General features: G+C 68.7%; 19 protein-coding genes and 4 pseudogenes. 14 read left to right on the top strand and 9 right to left on the bottom strand.

Annotated elements, in window-relative coordinates; genetic code table 11:
* Nucleotides 1-181 precede the first annotated feature (181 nt).
* The gene (locus tag AD017_RS29565) at nucleotides 182-421 is read right to left on the bottom strand and encodes a hypothetical protein (RefSeq protein WP_060576955.1); all 240 of its coding nucleotides are present in this window, start codon (nucleotides 419-421) and stop codon (nucleotides 182-184) included.
* Nucleotides 422-1,026: 605 nt separating this feature from the next.
* Between AD017_RS29565 and AD017_RS29560 the strand changes: the two genes are divergently transcribed.
* From AD017_RS29560 to AD017_RS29550, 3 genes are read left to right on the top strand one after another with little or no spacing between them, the layout of a single operon-like run.
* A complete protein-coding gene (locus AD017_RS29560; protein WP_060576954.1) occupies nucleotides 1,027-1,353 on the top strand; it encodes a helix-turn-helix domain-containing protein in 327 nt (108 codons plus the stop codon).
* Nucleotides 1,350-2,246, top strand: a complete 897-nt coding sequence (locus AD017_RS29555; RefSeq protein WP_060576953.1) for an ImmA/IrrE family metallo-endopeptidase — start codon at nucleotides 1,350-1,352, stop codon at nucleotides 2,244-2,246. Before AD017_RS29560 ends, AD017_RS29555 begins: the two co-directional genes overlap by 4 nt.
* Complete coding sequence (locus AD017_RS29550; protein ID WP_060576951.1) at nucleotides 2,243-2,860, top strand: hypothetical protein; 618 nt, start codon at nucleotides 2,243-2,245, stop codon at nucleotides 2,858-2,860. The genes AD017_RS29555 and AD017_RS29550 overlap by 4 nt, the downstream gene beginning before the upstream one ends.
* A 123-nt stretch (nucleotides 2,861-2,983) precedes the next feature.
* Here AD017_RS29550 and AD017_RS29545 read toward each other — a convergent pair whose 3' ends face one another.
* The 4 genes and pseudogenes from AD017_RS29545 to AD017_RS29530 all read right to left on the bottom strand — a co-directional run.
* Entirely contained in the window at nucleotides 2,984-4,024 is a 1,041-nt protein-coding gene (locus AD017_RS29545) for a class I adenylate-forming enzyme family protein (protein ID WP_060576950.1), read from the bottom strand.
* Nucleotides 4,021-4,818, bottom strand: a complete 798-nt coding sequence (locus tag AD017_RS29540) for an enoyl-CoA hydratase-related protein (protein WP_060576949.1) — start codon at nucleotides 4,816-4,818, stop codon at nucleotides 4,021-4,023. Before AD017_RS29540 ends, AD017_RS29545 begins: the two co-directional genes overlap by 4 nt.
* Nucleotides 4,815-5,462 (bottom strand): 3-oxoacid CoA-transferase subunit B, encoded by a 648-nt coding sequence (locus AD017_RS29535; protein WP_060576947.1) that lies wholly within the window; start codon nucleotides 5,460-5,462, stop codon nucleotides 4,815-4,817. Before AD017_RS29535 ends, AD017_RS29540 begins: the two co-directional genes overlap by 4 nt.
* A pseudogene (locus AD017_RS29530) lies at nucleotides 5,459-5,704 on the bottom strand (CoA-transferase); the annotation flags it as partial. The gene AD017_RS29535 and the pseudogene AD017_RS29530, both read right to left, overlap by 4 nt.
* Nucleotides 5,705-5,729: 25 nt before the next feature.
* Here AD017_RS29530 and AD017_RS36705 point away from each other — a divergent pair.
* Nucleotides 5,730-6,307, top strand: a pseudogene (locus tag AD017_RS36705) (transposase); the annotation flags it as partial.
* Here the strand turns inward: AD017_RS36705 and AD017_RS29525 are convergent.
* Together AD017_RS29525 and AD017_RS29520 are read right to left on the bottom strand one after the other, a co-directional pair.
* The gene (locus tag AD017_RS29525) at nucleotides 6,291-6,524 is read right to left on the bottom strand and encodes a hypothetical protein (protein ID WP_060576943.1); all 234 of its coding nucleotides are present in this window, start codon (nucleotides 6,522-6,524) and stop codon (nucleotides 6,291-6,293) included. The pseudogene AD017_RS36705 and the gene AD017_RS29525 overlap by 17 nt on opposite strands.
* A gap of 4 nt (nucleotides 6,525-6,528) precedes the next feature.
* A complete protein-coding gene (locus tag AD017_RS29520; protein ID WP_082538429.1) occupies nucleotides 6,529-7,152 on the bottom strand; it encodes a TetR/AcrR family transcriptional regulator in 624 nt (207 codons plus the stop codon).
* A 230-nt stretch (nucleotides 7,153-7,382) separates the two neighbouring features.
* Between AD017_RS29520 and AD017_RS29515 the strand changes: the two genes are divergently transcribed.
* From AD017_RS29515 to AD017_RS29490, 6 genes and pseudogenes are all read left to right on the top strand, one after another.
* On the top strand, nucleotides 7,383-8,429 hold the full coding sequence (locus AD017_RS29515) for an alpha/beta hydrolase (protein ID WP_060576938.1): 1,047 nt from the start codon (nucleotides 7,383-7,385) through the stop codon (nucleotides 8,427-8,429).
* Nucleotide 8,430: 1 nt separating this feature from the next.
* The gene (locus AD017_RS29510) at nucleotides 8,431-9,210 is read left to right on the top strand and encodes an SDR family NAD(P)-dependent oxidoreductase (protein WP_060576936.1); all 780 of its coding nucleotides are present in this window, start codon (nucleotides 8,431-8,433) and stop codon (nucleotides 9,208-9,210) included.
* Nucleotides 9,203-10,264, top strand: a complete 1,062-nt coding sequence (locus tag AD017_RS29505; RefSeq protein WP_060576934.1) for an SMP-30/gluconolactonase/LRE family protein — start codon at nucleotides 9,203-9,205, stop codon at nucleotides 10,262-10,264. The genes AD017_RS29510 and AD017_RS29505 overlap by 8 nt, the downstream gene beginning before the upstream one ends.
* A gap of 6 nt (nucleotides 10,265-10,270) precedes the next feature.
* Entirely contained in the window at nucleotides 10,271-11,227 is a 957-nt protein-coding gene (locus tag AD017_RS29500; protein ID WP_060576933.1) for a fumarylacetoacetate hydrolase family protein, read from the top strand.
* Nucleotides 11,228-11,235: 8 nt separating this feature from the next.
* On the top strand, nucleotides 11,236-12,174 hold the full coding sequence (locus tag AD017_RS29495; RefSeq protein ID WP_168172323.1) for a zinc-binding alcohol dehydrogenase family protein: 939 nt from the start codon (nucleotides 11,236-11,238) through the stop codon (nucleotides 12,172-12,174).
* Nucleotides 12,171-13,821 (top strand): annotated as a pseudogene (locus tag AD017_RS29490) (AMP-binding protein). The gene AD017_RS29495 and the pseudogene AD017_RS29490 overlap by 4 nt, the downstream one beginning before the upstream one ends.
* A gap of 65 nt (nucleotides 13,822-13,886) precedes the next feature.
* Here AD017_RS29490 and AD017_RS29485 read toward each other — a convergent pair.
* Nucleotides 13,887-14,153: a hypothetical protein gene (locus tag AD017_RS29485; RefSeq protein ID WP_060576929.1), complete on the bottom strand. Its 267-nt coding sequence runs from the start codon at nucleotides 14,151-14,153 to the stop codon at nucleotides 13,887-13,889.
* Between the two features lie 879 nt (nucleotides 14,154-15,032).
* Here AD017_RS29485 and AD017_RS29480 point away from each other — a divergent pair.
* Complete coding sequence (locus AD017_RS29480; protein WP_060576927.1) at nucleotides 15,033-15,452, top strand: PPOX class F420-dependent oxidoreductase; 420 nt, start codon at nucleotides 15,033-15,035, stop codon at nucleotides 15,450-15,452.
* A gap of 52 nt (nucleotides 15,453-15,504) precedes the next feature.
* On the opposite strand, the pseudogene AD017_RS34820 reads toward AD017_RS29480, so the two are convergent.
* Nucleotides 15,505-15,579: pseudogene (locus AD017_RS34820) on the bottom strand (ATP-binding protein); the annotation flags it as partial.
* A 196-nt stretch (nucleotides 15,580-15,775) separates the two neighbouring features.
* Between AD017_RS34820 and AD017_RS35905 the strand changes: the two are divergent.
* The 3 genes from AD017_RS35905 to AD017_RS29460 all read left to right on the top strand — a co-directional run bounded on the left by AD017_RS35905 (nucleotide 15,776) and on the right by AD017_RS29460 (nucleotide 17,716).
* The gene (locus AD017_RS35905; RefSeq protein WP_060576924.1) at nucleotides 15,776-16,219 is read left to right on the top strand and encodes a hypothetical protein; all 444 of its coding nucleotides are present in this window, start codon (nucleotides 15,776-15,778) and stop codon (nucleotides 16,217-16,219) included.
* Between the two features lie 98 nt (nucleotides 16,220-16,317).
* On the top strand, nucleotides 16,318-16,506 hold the full coding sequence (locus AD017_RS35900) for a hypothetical protein (protein WP_060576922.1): 189 nt from the start codon (nucleotides 16,318-16,320) through the stop codon (nucleotides 16,504-16,506).
* Between the two features lie 691 nt (nucleotides 16,507-17,197).
* Nucleotides 17,198-17,716: a translation initiation factor IF-2 gene (locus AD017_RS29460; RefSeq protein WP_145984154.1), complete on the top strand. Its 519-nt coding sequence runs from the start codon at nucleotides 17,198-17,200 to the stop codon at nucleotides 17,714-17,716.
* Nucleotides 17,717-17,743 lie beyond the last annotated feature (27 nt).

Raw genomic sequence — 17,743 nt, 5'->3', positions numbered from 1 at the left:
TGTGTCGAGGTCGGGGCAGGTCCAGTTCAGACCGCGCTCGGCGACCACGGCGTACAGCGCGGCGGTGAGCTGGTCCTCGGTGACGGCGAAGATGGGCATGACGAATGACCCCAATATAGGAAGTGGGAGGCGGGAGGAGACATGGCGAGCCCCGACCCGGCGGGCCAGGGCTCGCCGGTGCTCAGTGGTTGAGCAGGTCGCGGTGGTAGCCGGCCAGGGCCACGATCACGGGGCCGAGGTCGTCGGCGTCGAGGATCGGCCGAATATCGCGGGCCAGGGCGTCGTCGGCGAGCGTGTCGGGGTAACAGACCCCGACGGCGAACTCGTCGCCGGTAAGTTCGCAGTCCTCGTCCAATTCCTCGGCACGCCGGTCCGGGCACAGCGGGTGGACCGAGTGCAGCGTGACCGAGAGACCGTCCACCCCCGCGCACGTCGCCCACGGTGCTGCGAGCCAGCACATCTCCACCGCGCCGTCGCAGTCGGAGACGACCAGCCGGATCCAGTGCGGATCGGGCGCGAAATGGACCCGCAGGCCGCGCGCTGCGTTACTTCACCCTCGACGGCAGCGACTACCTCTCCCACGCCGCTCAGGAAGCCGCGATCGCCGGCTACATCCGCTGGGCCAACCGCCACGCCCGACCCAAGCGTCAGTTCGCGCCCGAGTCCAAGATCCGCAGACCGGATTACCTACCGTACGTTGCTTGACGAGGCACTAGCTGTCCGAGTCACTGGGTGATCACTGCTGTCGAGACTGGGTAAGTTGACCGGCCCGCCGCCTGTGCGCCGGCCGAGCCGTTCGCCCGGATCACGCCGTTCGGTCACGAACCCGAGAGCATTGTCCGTCGCCTGATTGCTGGATGGCGAGGCTCGTCGCCGCGGAGCAGCTGCGCTGGGCAGGCGGTGGGGTGAGTCGCTGCCGATACCTCACGAGCGGGCGGCTCGACCCACGGTCCTGAATTGTGGTCGGGCTCTTGCTGGTTCTGGTATCGTTGAATCAGTTGGGTCGGACCGATTCAGGGGGGCAAGATGACCACAGCTCAGCGGGTGGAGTCCGCCCTGCAGGCGGCCGGCATGTCGCAGCGCGAGGTCGCGGAGATCTCGGGGCTGTCGCAGGCGATGATCAGCCGCATCGTCAGCGGACAGCGGGTGGCGAAGGTGCCCGAACTGATCGTGATCGCGTTGGCCACCGGTACGCCGCCCGAGTGGCTTCTGGGATCCAGTGCGGTAGCCGAACGTGCTGAATCCGCTGCGCGCAGCACCGGAAGCGGTAGCGACGCTATGCGCAACCGTCTGCTGCACTTCCTCGAACTCGACGCCTACCTCGACGACCAGGCAGTGTTCTCCCAGTCGTGAACGGTCCGCAGAGGCTCACACCCCTCGAGGTCGCTGCGCGCGACGAGGCGCAGCGATTCCGTGCCGAGCACCACCTTGGTGCGCAGCCCATGGGCGATCTGGTCACGCTCATCGAGCAGCACACCGGCGTGGACGTGCTCGTGATGGAGGCAGGGGAGGACGAGCACGGCCTGACGATGCGCGATCCTCAGCGTGGGGCGATGTTCATTGCGGTCGCACGCACTCGTAGACCGATGCGGCAGCGCAGCTGCCTGGCACACGAGCTGGGTCATATGCTATTCGACGACTACCATCCCGGGCCTGCCACGGTGGGGCCTCGATGGAAAGAGACGCGTGCTGACGCGTTCGCCCGGCATCTGTTGCTGCCTCACGAGGGCCTCGATCTGCTCGTGGACGGGCGCCCGGGGGACGGGCCTGCGACTCTGTCGTCGGTTGTCCAGCGCTTCTTGGTCTCCCCAGCGATCGCGGCGATCGCCATGGCCCAGCGCGGTCACATCAGCGAGACGACCAAACAGCAGTGGATGGCGACGTTTACGGCGCCCACCTTGGCGACGCGCTTCGGCTGGCGGGATCTCTACGCCTCGTTGGCCCTCGAGTCCGACCGCAGCAGAGCTCCGCAGAAGTTGCTGGCCAGGACCCTCGCCGGCTACCGGGCAGGGGTCATCTCGGCCCGAACGTTGGCCAACATCAGGGGGCTGGGTGTCGAGGAGCTGCTCGCGGAGCTCGACGCCGCCGGCGTGGCCGTCGATGCCCCCCAGGCCCTGGAAGGCTCAGCGTTGCCCGCAACGACGTTGAAAACGTCGTTGCCGCGCCCGAAGTTCTCGGTCGAGGAACTCGACGAGCTCCTCGGAAGCGTCGATGACGATCCACACGACGTACCCGGTAGCTCGTGAACAGCCAGGTAGTTCTCGATGCTGGCCCGGCGTTGAACTTCTTCTCTCTCCGCAAGGAGCGTCTGCTGTTCGCGGTGTTCGCGCCCATCGCGATGCCGGAGACGGTGCATGCGGAGGTGCTGCGCAAAGCTGCCCGCGACGCCCGTTTCGAAGCCAGCGCGACAGTGCTCAACCGACTACCGGAGCGGCTACTCGAGGTCCTCGACGACGATGCGGTACCCCCGCTCAGCGATGTGGCTGCGCGGATCGCCCGGATGCCCCTCGCCGAGAGGATGCGCCAAGGCCAGGATCTCGGTGAACTCATGGTCATCGCCCACGGCGTCGTCGCGGCCGAGGCCGGCGCAGAAGTCGTCGTGATCATCGACGAACGTACGGGGAGGAGCACCGCGCAGGCCGAAGCACGCCGACTCGACCGGATCCGAGCGACAGCACGGGCGTGTGGAACCGTGCAGGTCATCGGCACCCGGGACATCCTCACCGCGTTGGCCGGGTCGGATCATGTCCCCGATCGGCACGCGATGCGAAACCTCTACGACCTGTTGCGCGGTTGCGATGATGGTCTGCCTCCCATCGACATGACCGACCTGCTGTCGGCATCGACGTGGAACACCTGACCTACTCAGCGGGCGTCGGACCGCGGCCTGAGCCCAGCGGTCCGGGCTCTGCCACGGTTCGCCCAACACTGAGTCGGGCCGGTCCGGGTGACGTAACCGACATCTCACGAGCCGCGGTTCTGCTCAGGTGGTGTCCGCCAGATCGGCGATACGCACCTCGACTCCCGGCAACGACACGCCGATGGAGCCGGGTACCGGCGGCGCGTGCAGGGCGTGGGTGGTGCCGAGACCGGAGATCTCGGTCATCCCCCACAGCTCGATCAGCGGGGCCCCGCTGCGTTCCTGCCAGCGCTCGATCGTCGAGTTCGGGATCGTCTGTCCTCCGACCGTGCAACGGGTCAGCGAGGACAGGTCGGCCCGCTCGAGATCGGAGTGGGCCAGCAGCATCGCGTACATCGCCGGGACCCCCTCGAACAGCGTCGCGTGGTGGGTCTCGATCAGTGTCAGTGCCTGCGACGGGTCGAACCGCTCCATCAGCACCACGGTCCCGCCGGCCAGGAACGTCCCATTGATGACGACGTTGCCGTAGACGTGCGGCGCGGGCAGCGCCGACACGACGAGGTCGTGCTCGCTGCGCCCGTGCATGGTCGCGGTCAGCGCGCAGTTCAGCAGCACGGCGCGGTGGCTCTGGACCGCGCCCTTCGGATGTCCGGTTGTGCCGGAGGTGTAACCGATCGTGCTGGGTGCGCCCGGGTCGACGGCGACCGGCTCGAACGGACCGCCGTGGACGTCGAGCAGAGTCGCGAAGTCGACGGCACCACTGTCGCCGGGTGGGTCGAACGACACGACGGTGTGCAGGTCGGGGAGCTCACGGGTCAGCTCGACGACCGTGGCGGCCTGTCCGCCGCCGGTCATGACGACCGCGGCCGAGCAGTCGCGCAGCACGAACGCCAGCTCCTCGGGGGTGAGCATGACGTTCACCGGGTTCACCACGGCCCCTGCCTTGAGCGCCGCGTGGTGGGCGACGATCCACTCCCAGCGATTCTGCGCGTAGAGCGACACCGGCCGGTCCGGTCCGACGCCGCAAGCGCGCAGCGCGACCGCAACCCGGTTGCTCAGCCGGTCGAGCTCGGTGAAGGAGAACCGGCGTCGCCCGCAGATCAGCGCGGTCCGGTCGCCGAACCGGGCCGCCGCGCGGGGCAGGATGTCTCCGAGACCGTTCATCGGCTGCCTCCCGTCGTCGTCGCGCTTCCGGCGGGCGTCACCCAGGCCGGTGACCGCTTCTCCGCGAATGCCCGCATCCCCTCCTGGGCCTCCCTACCCGCGAAGTACGACGCGGACAGCGCGGCGGTCTCGGCGAGGTCACGGGTCATCGACTCCGGGCGCCGGCGGCGCAGCAGTGCCTTGGTACCGGCCAGTGCCCCGGGGGCGCCGAGCCGGAGCATCCCCGTGTACCGCTCGACCTCGGCGTCGAGATCGGCGAGCGGTACAGCGCGGTTGACCAGACCGATCTCGGCGGCCCGCCGGGCGTCGAACGTCTCCCCCGTCAGGAACAGCTCGTGCGCGGCCCGCGCCTGCAGCCGGGGCAGCGCCGTGACCGAGATGACGGCGGGGACGACCCCGATCCGAACCTCGGAGAACGCGAACGTCGCGGCCTCGGCGGCAACTGCCACGTCGCAGGCGGCGACGAGCCCGACGCCGCCCGCCCGGGCGGGGCCGGCGAGCCGCGCGATCACCGGGGTCGGGGAAGTCCACAGCGTCTCCAGGATGCGAGGGAACCCGTTCACGCCCTGGTCGGCGGCATCGGCGCCGCGGGACTCCTTGAGATCCATCCCGGCGCAGAACACCGGCCCGGTGTGGGTCAGGACGATCGCCCGCACGGCCGGGTCGGCGATCGCGTCGTCGAGGGCGTCGGCCAGCGCCACGCGCAGCCGCGCCGAGAGGGCGTTGCGGTTGGCCGGGGATTCCAGGGTGACCGTCGCCACGCCGTCGCGGCAGTCCGTCCGGACGACGCTCACCGGTCGGCCTCGGCCGCTGTCCGCAGCGGGGCGCCTGTGGCCGCCCGCACCTCGTCTTCCTCCACACCGGGGGCGGTCTCCGCCAGCACCAGGCCGTCCGGGGTCACGTCGATCACGGCGAGATCGGTGATGATCCGGTCCACCACGCCGAGTCCCGTGTGGGGCAGAGTATTCTCGCGCAGGATCTTCGGTGAACCGTCGCGGGCGCTGTGCTCCATCAGGACGATGACCCGGCGGGCGCCGTGGACGAGGTCCATCGCCCCGCCCATCCCCTTGATCATCTTCCCTGGGACGGCCCAGTTCGACAGGTCGCCGTGCTCGGAGACCTGCATGGCACCGAGCACGGCGACGTCGAGGTGCCGTCCGCGGATGACGCCGAACGACAGCGCGGAGTCGAAGAACGACGCGCCGGGGCGCACCGTGACGGTCTCCTTGCCCGCGTTGATCAGATCCGGATCGATCGCGTCCGGTGCCGGGTAGGCGCCGGTGCCGAGGATGCCGTTCTCGCTGTGCAGGACCACGTGCACGTCGGCGGCCAGGAAGCCGGGGATCAGGGTCGGCAGTCCGATGCCGAGGTTGACGTACTCACCGTCGCGGAGCTCAGCCGCAGCGCGTGCCGCCATCTCGTTGCGGGTCAGGCTCATGCCGGCACCTCCGTCACGGTCCGCTTCTCGATCCGCTTCTCCGGGTCCGGGGCGTGCACGACGTAGTGCACGAACACCCCGGGCAGATGGACCTGCTGCGGGTCGATCTCGCCGGGCTCGACGAGTTCGGCGACCTCGACGACGGTGACCGTCCCGGCCATCGCGCACAGCGGGTTGAAGTTCGCCGTGGTCTTGTCGAACACCAGGTTGCCGTGGCGGTCCCCCACCGAGGCGGCGACCAGCGAACAGCAGAAGATCCTCCCGATCGTGCGCCGGCAGCTACGTGCCGACGAAGGCCGCGCCCCCGAACCCATCGCGGGGATCATCGACTCCCAGTCCGTGAAGGGCACCGACACCGTCGGGCAGGACGTCGCGGCTACGACGCAGGGAAGAAGATCAACGGCCGGAAGCGGTTCGTCGTGCCGACAACCTGGGTCTGCTACTGACCACGATGGTGTGCTCGGCGTCGGTACAGGACCGTGACGGCGCCAAGTCGATCCTGCTCGATCTCTACCTACGCACGAGAGTGCGGTTCGTCTACGCCGACGCCGGGTTCGCCGGACGGCTCCTTGACTGGGCGAAACGCAATCCTGCACACCCTCGTCGAGGTCGTGCGTAAATCGCCTGACCAGCGCGGATTCGCTGTCCTCCCGCGGCGGTGGGTGGTCGAGCGGACCCTGGCCTGGCTCACCGCACACCGACGCCTGGCCCGGGACTACGAGCGCCACCCCGCCACATCCGAGGCCATGATCCGCTGGGCCACGATCAACACCATCACCCGACGCATCGCCCGCGGCAAGCCGGCCGCCCGCCAGCAGAAGTACACCTTCATTCCCACAACTTGATCTTCTCAAACACGCTCAGAGTTCGCCTCGTCCCGCGCAGCGGGGTCGTGTGCGTCGCATCCCAGGTGCTCGCTAATCTCCGCTTCCAACGCGTCTCGAGCATCGTCTTGGTCACCTCCGCGAGCATCCCGCCCGGCCCGACAAGCTCGACTCCTTGCTGTCGGGCGGTGTCGATGAACTGCTGGGCAAGTTGCTGCTGATCAATCCGATCCGGCACAGGCTCACGGAATCTCCTTACGCTCCGAATTGAGTCCGCTCGACTGGAGCTGGATGCCCTGCGCGACCACCGCAGCAAGCTGAGCGGGTAATTCCGGTTCCAGCGGTTGCTGGAGGACCAGTACCCGCCAATGGATCGGCGCGACGAGCATCTCCACGACGAAGCGTCCGTCCGTGTCCGGTCGCGCTTCGCCGCGGTCGACTGCGCGCTGGACGGCGGCTGCCGCGGCGGCGATGCGCTCGTGCCAGATCTCGGCCCGGGTCGTTTCGAGTTCTGGGTCGGTACTGGGTGTGGAGAGCAATCGGGCCACGGCGAGGCCCAGTGGGCTGGACATGTAGCGACACAGTTCCTCGGCCAGACCGGTGAGGTCCTCCACGAGTGAGCCGCGGTCGGGGACGGGGAGCTCGGTCTCGCTGAGGCTGAGGATCGCGTCGAGCATGAGCTTCTCGCGGGTGCCCCACCGTCGGTAGATCGACGTCTCGTGCACGCCGGCCTGAGCAGCGACCGCGGCGATGCTGAGCGCGTCGACGCCCTCTTCCGCGAGCAGCCGCAGCGTGGAGTTAAGGACCGACCGGCGCACACGGGCCGATCGCCCGTTCGTGCGGCGTCGAACCGCGGCCTCCTCCACACGTCGAACCTACCCGCTGCCCCTTGCGCCCTGCGCCACACTGCCGCTAATTTATCGCAGGGCAACTTGCATTAAGTTGCCGGACTCGCGAACGACACGACGTTCCACCGGACCTGTCGCGGCGCCTTTCGCGCGCGATCGGGCAGCACGCCGGTCGGGGCGACGCCCACAGCGCCGACACCTGTCGGTGCTGCGCCCTGGGTCTGCCACCACTAAGAGAGGGAGACGACATGCCCTACCGATGGCCGATCGCAGTGGACGACATGTTCACCGCGCGGTATGCGCAGATGGTGAACTTCGGTGTCCCCGCCTCGGATGTCGACGAGGTGCGTGCCGCTGTGACGGACATGTGGCTGGATGGACCCGGCGGTTGGAGCCACGAGTGGTCGCAGCTCGGAGCTCGCTACTCCGCCGACAACGAGCCGACCCTCGCGGCGCTGGCCTACGGCTACGCCAAGTTCCCCGTCCTGGCCGACGACGTGCGCCGGACAGCGCTGCAGAAGCAGGTCGAGCAGTACCTGCTGGCCGCCCCGTCGTTCCCGGTCGACTTCGAACGCCGTGAGCTGGATGTGCCCTACCAGGGCGGGACCACACGGGTGGCGGTGCACATCTTCGCGGCCCGAGGCCTTCCGCTCGACGCGCCGGTGGTCCTCGCCTCCGGCGGCGCAGACGGGCACAAGATGGACGTCCACCACATGTTCACCGGGTTCGCCCTGGGCACCGGTGCACGGGTGGTGGCGTTCGACATCCCGGGCACCGGCGAATCCGAGATCCCGATGATCCCCGAGAGCCGTGAGGTCGTCGACGGGCTCGTTACGTTCTGCCGCGAGCTCGGGAACGGCAGGGTGGTGCACTTCGGGCTGTCGATGGGCGGCTACTTCGCGGCCTACTCGGGCCTGGCGGGCATCGTCGACGCGGCCGTCAACTGCGGAGGGCCCGTGGAGGCGAGCTTCGCCGCAGGCAAGCCGTGGGCCGAGGGCGCCAGCGGCATCATTGGGAACCTCTTCGGTTTCGACCACCAGCCGACCCAGCAGGAGCTGGACGCCGCGGTGGCCGCACACTCCCTGCGGCCGCTGCTCGACAAAGACGACAACACGCCGATGCTCGTCATCAACGGCACTGCCGACGCGCTCGTCCCGATCGAGGACAGCCTCGTGTTCACCGGTCGGCGCGACACCCTCGTGGTCATGGCGCAGGACGAGACCCACTGCGTGGTCACGAAGTTCGACGACGCGGTCGCTCTCATCACCGGCTGGCTCGCCCGACAGGTGGCTTGAGATGGACCTGGGACTCTCCGGCCGCGTCGCGTTGGTGACCGGTGCGTCGAGCGGCATCGGCGAAGCCTGCGCCACAGCGCTCGCGGACGAGGGCTGCCGCGTCGTCGGCACTGACATCGCCGCCACCGGGATCGAGGAGCGCGCGCAGACCGATCCCGAGCGCTTCGGTGCCGTGGTCGCCGATCTCGCTGATCCCGACGGCCCTACCGGCGCCGTCGCCCACACCATCGAGCGGTTCGGTCGCCTCGACGTCCTCGTCTGTGCCGGAGGTGTGTTCGGCACTGCCCGCGGCGGGATCCTCGCCGCCGCGGCCGGCGAACCTGCCAGCGAGATCACTCCGAACGAGTGGGACCGCACCCTCACGATCAACCTGCGCGGCTCGTTCCTCGCCGCCCAAGCGGCGATCGCCTACATGAGCACGGCCGGTTGGGGCCGGGTCATCGTCGTAGGCTCGGTGTCGGGGCAGATGGGCGGCTTCGGGGCCGGCGCGGACTACGCAGCATCGAAGGCGGCGCTCGGTGGGATGGTGCGGTCGATGGCGGTAACCGCAGGTCCTTTAGGGGTGACGGTCAACTGCGTCAACCCCGGCATGATCCAGACACCAATGCTCGCCGGCAACCACGACTCCGCGGCCACTACAACCATCGCTCGTCAGGCCGCGATGCGGCGCCTCGGCCGCCGTGACGAGCTCGCCGCTCTCGTCACGATGCTCGCCTCGGACCAGGCCGGCTACGTCACCGGCGCCCACCTCGACGTCAACGGAGGGTTCTACTGTGGCTGAACTCCAGCCCGACCCCAGGGCCCACCGGCCCAACCCGCTCGATGGCTTCTCCCTGACCGGCGACGACATCGACCACGTCGGCTTCGACTTGCAGCGCCCCGAGTGCATCCTCGCCGAACCCGACGGCACGCTGTGGTCGGCCGACGCGCGGGGCGGGGTGATGCGCATAGACCCCAGTGGCGAACAGCGACTGATCACGCAGGCCGACTTCGCCGAGAGTGCGCTCACAGAGAACAACGTCGCACACCGGCTGATCGACGGAACTCTGCCCAACGGCCTGGCCTTCGATCGCGACGGTAGCTTCCTGATCTCCAACTTCGGCACCGACCGACTCGAGCGCATGACCCGCGACGGCACCACCACCGTGATTGCCGACAGCCTCGACGGCGCACCCATCGGCAAGGTCAACTTCGTCTGCCGCGACAGCGAGGACCGGGTCTGGGTCACCGTGTCCACCAAGGCGCACGACTGGGGCGCGACGATGACCCCCGACATCGCCGACGGCCAGCTGCTGCTCCACGACGGGAAGCGGTTGCGCGCCGTCGCCGACGGGCTCGCCTTCGCCAACGAGTGCAAGCTCGACGCGGACGAGACCCACATCTACGTCGTCCAGACGTGCGGCCGCAACGTCCTCAGGTTCCCGATCAACGACGACGGCACTCTGGGTGAGCGCGAGATCTACGGACCCGCCGACCACGGTCGCTTCATCGACGGGATCGCCTTCGACGCGTTCGGGAACCTCTGGGGCACCTACATCTTCACCGACGGGATCTTCGCGATCACCCCGGAGCGAGAGGTCCGTCTCATCCTCGACGACTCGACACCGGAGGAAGTCGCCCGCTTCGACGACCGGTTCCAGCGCGGAGCGATCGACATGGAGTTCCTCCTCGGCACCGGCGGCCCGGTTGCCACCTGGTGCGCATCGGTGACCTTCGGCGGCCCCGACCTGCGCGAGGTCTACCTCGGTAACCTTCGACAGTCCCGGATCCCCCACTTCCGCTCACCGGTCGCCGGGCTGCCGCTCGTCCACTGGTCCGAGACCATCGCGAGGTAGACCTCCATGCGCTGGGCGACCTTTCGCACGACGACCGGGACGACCCCCCTCGCCGGTCTGGTTCGCAACCGCACCATCCACGCACTGCCCCCGACCGTGACCCTCGTCGACGTCATCGCCGGCGGCGACGACGGCCAGGCCGCGGCCGCCGAACGCGCCCTGACCCGGCCGTTCGGCGTGTTCCAGCTCGACGCCGTGTCGCTCCTCGCTCCGATCCCCCGGCCTCCATCGGTGCGGGACTTCATGGCGTTCGAGAACCACTACGTCACGTCGATGGCCGCGCTCGGCGTGCCGACCAACCCCCTTTACTACCGGCAGCCCGTCTTCTACTTCAGCAACCCCGCTGCGATCCAGGGACCCCACGACGACGTCCGCATCGCCCCGGGCAGCCGCAGCCTCGACTACGAGCTCGAGGTCGCCGCCGTGATCGGCCGCGGCGGCAGCAACATCAGCCCTGACCGCGCCGCGGACCACATCGCCGGCTACACCATGCTCTGCGACTGGAGCGCTCGCGACCTGCAAGAAGCGGAGATGACCTTCGCGATCGGACCCGCCAAGGCAAAGGACACCGCGACCAGCCTCGGGCCCTACCTCGTCTCCCCCGACGAGCTCGCACCCCATACCGCCGGCAACGGCTTCGACCTGGCCATGACCGCCACTGTGAACCGTACGCAGTACAGCAGCGGTAACTGGTCGTCGCTGTACTGGCCTTTCGCCGATCTCATCGCCTACGCCTCCCGCGGCACCACCTTGCTGCCCGGCGACGTCATCGGCGCCGGTACCGTCGGCACCGGCTGCATCCTCGAGCTCTCCCGGGTCCACGGGCCCGACGCCTACCCGTACCTAGTCGAGAACGACCATGTGGAGCTCAAGGTCGCCCAGCTCGGCAGTATCCGGGCGACTGTGCGACCCGGCGAGGAACTCGTCCCGCTCCGCACCGCCGCCGCCCGGCCACCGGCATGAAGGCCGCCGTGGTGACCGAGCTCGATGCCACACCGCACGTGGCCGACGTGGAGATCCCCCGACCCCGGCCCGGCGAGCAGCTGGTCACCGTCGAGGCAGCCGGGATGAACCCCGTCGACATCAACATCTCGCGTGGGCTCGCGTTCGACCCGCCACTGCCCTATACCGTCGGCATGGAAGGGATCGGTCGCACGCAAGACGGCCGACGAGTCTACTTCGACCTGGCCACGCAACCCTTCGGGTCCTTCGCCGAGCACTGCATCGTCGCAGAGAACGACCTGATCGGGATACCCGACGACGTGGACGCCGCGGCGGTGTTGCCGTTCGGGATCGCCGGCCTCGCGGCCTGGACCGGCCTAACATGGAAGGGTGGGCTGGGCGCCGGCGAGACAGTCCTCATCCTCGGCGCGAGCAGCATCGTCGGGCAGATCGGCGTCCAGCTCGCCGCCCAGCTCGGGGCGGGTCAAGTCGTAGCCGCAGCCCGCGATCAGGGCTTCCTCGCACGGGCCGGCGCGCTCGGCGCCGACGCCACCGTACGACTCGGCGGGGACCCCGCTAACCTGGTCGTCGATCTGAAGAACGCGGCGCCGCGGGGCTACGACCTCGTGCTGGACATGCTCTGGGGTCGACCAGTGGAAGCCGTCGCCACGGCTATGGCACCGCTCGGACGCATCGTGCAGGTCGGCGCGTCGGCTGGCCCGACCGCCGAGCTTCCGGCGCGGCCGTTGCGAACGTCGGGAATCTCCATCCTGACCCACACCAATTTCCACACGTCGATCAATGTTCGCGCAGCCGGGTTCAGGACGATGTGCGAGATGCACGCGGCCGGTCGGCTGAGCGTGCCCTACGAGGAAATACCACTCGACCGCGTCGCGGACGCCTGGCAGCGGCAGCAGACCGGGCAGCATGTCAAACTCATCATCCGCAGTGACTTGGAGCGGCGATGACAAGCAGTACCGAGATCTACCGGGAGGCTCGTGACCTGCTCCAGGACCTGAGCCGCGACTACGCGAAGGCGGTCGAGGAGTTCGTCTGGCCGGAGTTCGGCGAGCGCTTCAACTGGGCGGTCGACTGGTTCGACGCGAACGCTCGCGGCAACGACGGCGTCGCGCTGTGGATCGTCGAGGAGGACGGTTCGGAGGCGAGGTTCTCCTTCGACGAGATGGCGCGCCGCTCCGACCAGGTCGCCGCGCTGCTGGCCGCGAACGGGGTCGGGAAGAGCGAGCACGTGCTCCTGATGCTGGACAACCAGTTCGAGCTGTGGGAGACCATGCTCGCGGTGATGAAGCTCGGCGCGGTGATCCTGCCGACCACCACGGGGGCTGGGCCCGAACGACCTCGTCGGCCGAATCGAGCGCGGCGGCGCCCACTACTTCGTGGTGAATACCGCCGACGCGGGCAAGTTCGACGAGGTCCCCGGCGAGTACGTGCGGTTCGTTGTCGGTGACGCCCCCGACGGGACGGTCGCCTATCACGACGCCTACGACCGAGACGTGCCTCCCGCCGAGCACCCGGGCACCGCGCCGTCGGACCCGCAGCTGCTCTACTTCACCTCCGGCACCACGAACAAGCCGAAGCTGGTCGAGCACACCCAGGTCTCCTACCCCGTCGGGCACCTCGCCACGTCGTTCTGGGTCGCAGCCAAGGCCGGCGATGTGCACCTCAACATCTCCTCGCCCGGCTGGGCTAAGCACGCGTGGAGTTGCTTCTTCGCGCCGTGGATCGCGCAGGCCACGATCTTCGTCTACAACTACGCCCGCTTCGACGCCGCCAAGCTGCTCGACCAGCTCCGCCTCGCCCAGGTGACCACGTTCTGCGCGCCGCCGACAGTGTGGCGGATGCTGATCAAGGCCGACCTCTCCGGGGGCAGGGGCTCGCTGCGGGAGCTGCTCTCGGCGGGCGAGCCGCTCAATCCCGAGGTCATAGATCAGGTGCAGAAGGCGTGGGGTCTGACCATCCGCGACGGCTACGGGCAGACCGAGCTGCCACTGGCCGTCGGGAACGTGCCGGGAATGCCGGTGAAGCCGGGATCGATGGGGCTGCCGCTGCCGGGCGTGCCTATCGTGCTGGTCGACCCCCTAACCGGGGAGTGCGCCGAGGAGGGCGAGGTCTGCGTAGACCTCGTGCAGCGGCCCATGTCGTTGATGACGGGCTACCAGGGCGATCCGGAGCGCAATGCCAAGGCGATGGCGGGCGGCTTTTACCACACCGGAGACGTCGCCTCCCGCGACAGCGACGGCTACATCTTCTACATCGGCCGCACCGACGACGTGTTCAAGGCCTCGGACTACAAGATCAGCACGTTCGAGCTGGAGTCGGTCCTGATCGAGCACTCCGCCGTCGCTGAGGCCGCGATCGTGCCCGCGCCCGACGCGGTGCGCCTCGCCGTGCCGAAGGCGTACGTGGCGATCGCGCCGGGCTACGAGCCGAACGAACAGACGGCGTTCGAGATCCTCAAGCATGCGCGCGAGAACCTGGCGCCGTTCCAGCGGATCCGCCGCGTCGACCTGCGCGTGCGTGAGGAGGTCGCCGCCGGCACCACCAGCGTCATCGAATGGCGCGACGACCAGTTCCCCGAGCTAAATGGCTCCTGAGCGGGACGCAGATATTGCTGCCGGTCAGGAGATCAACCTGGCGTCCATGTCGCGCTCGCCCGCGATCACAATGTGCGGAGGGCCTCCCGCGCAGACACGCCGACCCTTCTCAAACACACTCTGAGTTCCTCGCCCGCTGGGACGCTGGTGACTATGCCGACGTCGATGTCGACGAGCTCGACGGACTCGCCGAGGTCATCGGTGCACTGCCGTTCGTCCGCTGAGTAGTAGCCGAGCGCGCTGAATCCTGCATGCCTGGACGGACCGAGCAACACGCGGTGAACAATTTCCTCGAGCCACTCCGCAAGGCGATCTACGTCCTTGCTGGACACAGCCAGATCACCGTCAGCCGAGGCGGCCGCTACCGGAAGGGCGTTCGCAACGCCTGGGAGCTGAACGGCGGTGACGGGATGACTTGGCCAGGGATCGGGACGTTCACCGCGAGTATGAACTTCGAGATCGTCGACACCGATCCGGCACGCCACGACGCCAGCGAGGGCCCGTTCCGGGTCACGACACGCGGCTACTGGTACACCTTCCGCGGACCGGACGGGATTCTCCTGCGGCGGATGCACTGGCGCCCTGAGGGCAGCAGCTACGTCACTGGCCCGCATCTGCACTTGCCCCCGGATCTGAAGCAGCACTGGCCGACTCCTCGGCTCTCGCTTGAAACCGCGATCGCTTGGTGCACGACCTCTGGGCCCCGACATCCTGCGACGCTGCGGAAGCGTCCAACTGGCTCACCGAGTCGGAATCGGCCTACAAGCTGTTCGGTTCGTGGCAGCAGACGTCCGACCCCGGGTACCCGTATCCGGCACAGCCGTCGGTCGGGTAACGGCGGCTGCTTCGCGTCGCTCTCGAGGGCTCCCTCCTCCGCTTCTGCCATGACCGACGTGAGCAGGAGCGAGGCCACCACGACGCCATCCTGGGAGCGATCACGAGCCCTTCGGCCTCGGCTACGGGGCCACCGAACAGCGCCATCGGGCATCTCGCGGGGGGCATACGCCCTGAGCACCAGGCCTGTCGACGGTCTCTGAACCTTGATCCCCCTGCGGGACGCTGAAATCTAACCCCGGGGAGGTGGTCGAGCTCTTCTGCTTGGCGTGCTGAGGGTCCGTGGCCGAGCCGCGGCCAGCGCGTTGCCTCAGGGCTGCGGCGGCAGCCGCTAGGGTGACGCCTCCGTCCATGGCCCGGGCTGAAGGAGCTGTCGTATGTCGTTCTCGGCCGAGGAGATTGCCTATCTGAGCTCGAACGGCATGGGCCGCATCGCGACAGTGGACAGTCTCGGTCAGCCGGACGTTGTTCCCGTCGCGGTGGAGTTCGACGGTGACGTGTTCTGGGTCGGTGGCGGCGCGCCCGTCACCGCCACCCGCAAGTTCCGCAACCTCGCTGCCGGCAATCAGAAGGTCGCGCTGGTCATCGACGACATACCCTCGTTCGAGCCGTTCATCGCCCGCGGAATCCGCGTCTATGGCCATGCCGACGGCCCCGTCAACCGCGTCGGGATGGTCGGGCCGGGAATCTATATGCGGATCACTCCGTCCGTCTCCTGGAGTTGGAACCTGGCAGGTCTGCCCATCGGCGACCAAGGGTTCGAGCCCACTCGCACTCGCCATGGCCTGTCGGGCTGATCGGGCACCGCTGCTCACTCGTGGTGGCTGCGGTCTTTCGCGAGGAGCTCGCGGCGTGGTGGACCAGGCGGTCGATCATGGCCGCGGCGACGACGTCGTCGGAGAACGTCTCGCCCCACCGCACGAAACGCCCAAGCCGTCCGAGCTCGATGTCTTCGTCGCGGTGGGCCGGTTCCCGTTCGTAGCGGGGCTGGTGCTGGTGGGGCTCATGACGGTGTGGCCTCCGCGGAGTCGGCGGTGAAGTGGAATCAAGATCGGGTGTGGGGTCGAAGTCGACGCCGAACAGGGCGTCGTAGTTCGGCGGGGCCCCGCAGGACCACGGTGTGGCAGTCAGCGTGCTGGCGAGCGGTGCGGGCGCCGGCATCACGGCGTGCGGCGAACTCGCGGCGCAGGACCTGGGAGGGGTCCAGGCGGGCGGGATCGTCGACGACCGGGCGCTGTGCCCAGCAATGCTGGAGACGGGCGGCGACCTCGCCGTCGCAGACGACTGTCACCGTGGGGAGAGAGGCAGAGACCTCGACGAACCGGCTGATCACCCGCGGGTCGACCGAGTAGTCACACGTGTCGATACGGATGCAGTGGTCGCAGGCCAGCCGAGTTCGGTGGCGCAGCCCGACAGGTGGTGCGACCGGCGGAAGCGTCAGCATCGCGGCGTGGTCGGTGTCGAACGGCTCGGTCGGGCGGCTGCCGACCGAGCGGACCGTGCGCTGGTTCGCTCGGGCCAACCAGCCGTCGAGCTGCTCGGTGAAGGTCCGTGGGTGAGGTGAACGAGCGCCCGGGCAGGAACGAGGTCTCCTGATAGCCGTTGGCGCGCTCCACGCTGCCGCTGAACTCCGGATCCCGCGGTGGGGCGAGCTGGAGCCGGGTGGCCAGGGTGCCGGCGAACGCCGCGACCGGCGCATTTGCCCGCCCCCTGATCGCGATCCCGGCCTCGCGGTCCCAGACCAACGTCTTCGGCACCCGCCCCAGCCCGGTGGTCAGCTGCCACATACCGGAGAGCAGGTTACCGGTCTGGCACGAGGGCAGCATCGTCGCCGATAGGAACCTCGAGTAGCCGCCCTGGGCCATCACCAGCACCGGCAGGATCCGCGCCTGCCCGGGCCCGATGGGGATCTTCGTTGGCGGAACCACAGGTCGCACTGCGCGAGCTCATCCGGCCGGTAGGTGGTGCGGCTGACCGGGTCGACGCCGAGTACTTGGGCCGGATCTTGGCCAGGCGCTTCTTCAACGGCCCCTCGGAGTAGGGCCAGTCGATGCGCTGCGCGATCGCCGGGCTCGGCATCCGCGGCCACGTCGCGCGCTTGTGGGCGACAGGTGGCTGTCGGCTGGTCGGCCAGGACGGGCGGTGATTCCACGGGAGGTACCGCGGCACGCCGTCTTCGACCTCATGTCGAGCCTGGACAGCGTGTGGTTCACGCTCGCCGACAGGACGGTGGGCCGAGGTCGGGCTGCGGATCCTGGATCAGGATCGGCTCGCTGGACGGTGCGGCGTGCAGCAGCAGGTTTGCGCGACTCACCCGTGGACGCTGTTGATCCGGTAGATCAGCTGACGGAAGAACCTCATGCTTCGACCCGCTGCGAGGACGTGGTGGCGCGACGCCGATACGAGACCTTGACTTTCCTGCTGACGAGACAGATGGTCGCCATCGTCCATTATTCTGGCTACCGTGGTGCGGCGGTGTGATTGCTCGCCGTCGGGGAAGGGAGCAGAGGTGGCTACGGACAGGACACGACGTTCGCGTCGGGTGCGTGATGACGTGGCGGCGATGCATGCCAAGCGTGATCAGCTCGACCGCGATCAGGAGGAGCAGCGGCGTCTGGAGGAGTCGGCGTTCGAACGCTATGCCCGGGCCCAGGAGCGCATCGCCGAGGTCGAGCACACCCGCGACGAGACTCTCGCCGAGCTGGACCGGCGGCGTGAGCAGGCGGTGGCCGACGCTGAGCAGGAGCTCGCGTCGATCGGGGTCGAGCAGTGCGCGGTGATGGCCGAGCTGCACGGCAGGCGACGCAATGCCGAGGATCTGGCGGCGATGTTCGGGGTGCCGGTCAAGCGGGTGCGCACGATGCTGCGTCGCACGCGCGACGGTGCTCCCTCCCCCACCGACGGCTCGGGGCACAGTTCCGAGGCCGTCACGCCCGCCGCCGATGGGCACCACGACCCAGGGCCGCGCGAGCAGTACCTCGCGAGCGGTTCCGACGGCGAGAAGTCGGAGACACCGGCGGCGCGGGCGGTGGGAGCGGTCCCCGCGGCGACGCCGGGATGAGTGGGTGCGACGGCCCGAGGTGGCCGG

This window comes from Pseudonocardia sp. EC080619-01 (genome assembly GCF_001420995.1).
GTDB lineage: Bacteria > Actinomycetota > Actinomycetes > Mycobacteriales > Pseudonocardiaceae > Pseudonocardia.
The sequence above is the reverse complement of the archived record's forward strand: the minus strand, read 5'-3'. Positions and strand labels throughout refer to the sequence as shown.